We start from the raw sequence: 2,825 nt of genomic DNA, 5'->3' as shown, positions 1-2,825 counted from the left end.
CCGGTCCCGACGAGTGGCTACCGTCACACTCATGACTCTCGCCAGTAACATCAGCGCAGGTACGGGCTCGGAGGGTTCACAGCCGGGGAGCTCGACGAACGGGGCGGCAGGGCCGGCGGGTCCCGCCCACTCGGCATCACCGTCCGGCCTGGCCGAGGCGATGGAGGAGCTCTACGCTCGGGCCAAGGCCGAGGTGGGCCAGGAGGACCTGGATCACATCCGCCACGTCACCGCATATGGGCGGGCGATCGACGCACGCCGCCGCGAACTCTTGCGCGAGGGGGGTCCGCGCGCGATCCGCCGGGCCACCGCGCTGGAGATGATGTACCGACTCATGCAGTTCTCCGAGCTGGGCCACAACATCGTCCACGGCAGTTACGACCACCTGCCGGGCAACGGCGAGTACCACTCGGATCGCTACGACTGGGACTTCAACGTCGACGTCGACCACTGGAAGACGATGCACCACGTGGGCCACCACCCCAACACCAACATCGTCGGCAAGGACCACGACCTCGGCTACAGCGTCTTCCGCGGCAGCGCGGGCCAGGACTGGTACGGCCACCACCTCGGGCAGGTGGCGTTGATCTCCGCGCTCGCTGCCATGGCCCCGGTCGCGGCACCGTTCTTCCTGGCCAACATCGCGCGCAAGGTCGACAGCCACCCGTTCTTCAGTTCGTACACCCTGCGCTCACCGGCCAGGATCGCCCGTCGGGACGCGCGGCGCCGCTTCGTGGACGAGCCCTTCCGCTCCGGATGGAAGCCGCTGCCGACCCTGGTGGCCAACTACCTGGGCGGAGTCGCCGGATACATGTCCGTGCTGTTCTTGGTGCTCATCGAACACCACGCGGGTGAATTGGAACTGTTCACCGATCCCGGCCCGGATGAGACCCCCGACCAGTATTACGAGCGGCAGATCCGGGCGACCCGCAACTTCCTGCCCAGCCGACGGATGGACGAGGCGCTGACCCGGATCCTCGAGGAGGAGGTTCCGTTCGATAACCGCCCCGACCTGCGGATCTTCTACGGCGGACTGGACACCCACATCGAGCATCACCTGTTTCCCGACCTGCCGCCGTCCATGCAGCGCAGGATCGCGCCGGAGGTGCGCGCCCTCGCCGCCCGGTTCGGGCTGCCGTATCACGAGACCCCGTTGCTGGAGACGGTGCCGCTCATCGCCACGACGCTCACGGGCCTGTCGGTGCCGCTGGGCGAGCGGGAGTTCGGACGACCGGCCGAGTTGCTGCGCGACCCCTCCTCGCTCGTGCGGCGCGTGATCTCGGGTTTCACGTATCGGCCGCTGCCCGAGTCCCCGTACCTGGACAAGCCCCGCTTCCACAATGTTCCCGCGAGGGTCCTGTCGGCCACGCCGGTCGCCGGCGGTGACGCGCTCTCCGTGCGCCTGGCCAGGCCGCGCGGGTGGGAGGACGTGGAGTGGGAGGCCGGGGCGTACATCTCGGTGCGGGTGGAGGTCGACGACGACGACGGCGGCACCGCCGAACTCGTCCGTCAGTACAGCCTCGTCCGCGACAGCATCGACTCGCGGCTCGACGGCTCGCAGCGCGACGAGCCGGGACCCCTGGAGATCTGCGTCAAGCGGGTCGACGGGGGCCGGGTCTCCACCCGGTTGAACGACACGCTGAAGGCGGGGCGCCACGTCACTCTCGTCGGCGTTCCGCAGTCGTCGGGCGACTTCGCCATGCCGGAGCCCGGCGCCCCCTCACTCCTCATCGCCGGCGGGGTGGGCATCACGCCGATCATCAGCCTCCTGCGCCGCATCGCCCGCGACGCCGGGACCGACGCCACCGTGCTGTACTTCAACCGCGACGAGCGCTCGATCATCTACGAGGCGGAACTCCGTCGGCTGGCCCGCGACTCGGGCGCCACGCTTCACCTGTTCACCGATACGCCGTCCGGGCGGGACGGCCTGACCACCGGCCGGCTGGGTCCGGAGTTGCTGCGCGGTCTCGTCCCGGACGCCGCCGACCGGGAGACCTATGTGTGTGCGCCGGCCGCGGTGATCGATCTGGCCCGCGACCAGCTGCGCGACCTCGGACAGCCTGCCGAGCGCTTTCACGCCGAGTCGTTCACCGCCCCGGAACTCGAGCGACCGGCGGACGACGGCAGTCGCTACACCGTGCACTTCCGCCGCACCGGCACCTCGGTGGAGATCGACGGGGCCACGACCCTGCTCGAAGCCGCGGGCCGGGCGGGCATCTCCGTACCGACCGGGTGTGAACGCGGACTGTGCAAGGCGTGTGTGACCGGCAAACTCAGCGGTACCACCAGCGCGGAGTCCCGGGCCGACAGAGGCACGACCGACACGGTCGTCCGGGAGCGGATCACCGTGTGCACGGCGATGCCCTGCTCGGACATCGAGCTGGACCTCTAGCCGCACTCGGCCATCGGGGTGGCGACAGCCGGCTGACCGGCGGGGTTCACCACTTGCCGCGCGTGTACTGCGGCGGGTACGGCGCCTCACGCCAGGGCACTCCGAGTTCGGCGGCCGCGCGGAGCGGCCAGGCGGGCTCGCGCAGCCCGACTCTGCCCAGGAACACGACGTCGGCCCGCTCGTCGACCAACACCTGCTCGGCGTAGTGCGGGTCGCTGATGAGTCCCACCGCGCCGGCCAGCACCGCGCCGGACGACCGGACCTCCTCGGCCAGCGGCACCTGATACCCCTGCTCGAGTGGCACCGGCGGGACGGCAGGGGTGTTGGCGGCCGACGAGACGTCGACCAGGTCGACGCCGTGCCCGGCGAGGCGCGCCGCCAGCCAGCGCGAATCGTCCGGGGTCCACCCACCGGGAACCCAGTCCGTGGCCGA

General features: G+C 70.5%; 1 protein-coding gene and 1 pseudogene. One reads left to right on the top strand and one right to left on the bottom strand.

Translation table 11 applies throughout. The annotated features are described in order from the left end of the window. The first annotated feature begins 31 nt into the window (after positions 1-31). Positions 32-2,392 (top strand): fatty acid desaturase, encoded by a 2,361-nt coding sequence (locus G6026_RS13945; RefSeq protein WP_241726095.1) that lies wholly within the window; start codon positions 32-34, stop codon positions 2,390-2,392. A gap of 46 nt (positions 2,393-2,438) precedes the next feature. Here the strand turns inward: G6026_RS13945 and G6026_RS17515 are convergent. Beyond that, a pseudogene (locus G6026_RS17515) lies at positions 2,439-2,825 on the bottom strand (NADH:flavin oxidoreductase/NADH oxidase); the annotation flags it as partial.

The organism is Dietzia sp. DQ11-38-2, from assembly GCF_014145055.1.
GTDB lineage: Bacteria > Actinomycetota > Actinomycetes > Mycobacteriales > Mycobacteriaceae > Dietzia.
This window is presented reverse-complemented; position numbering and strand designations above follow the sequence as displayed.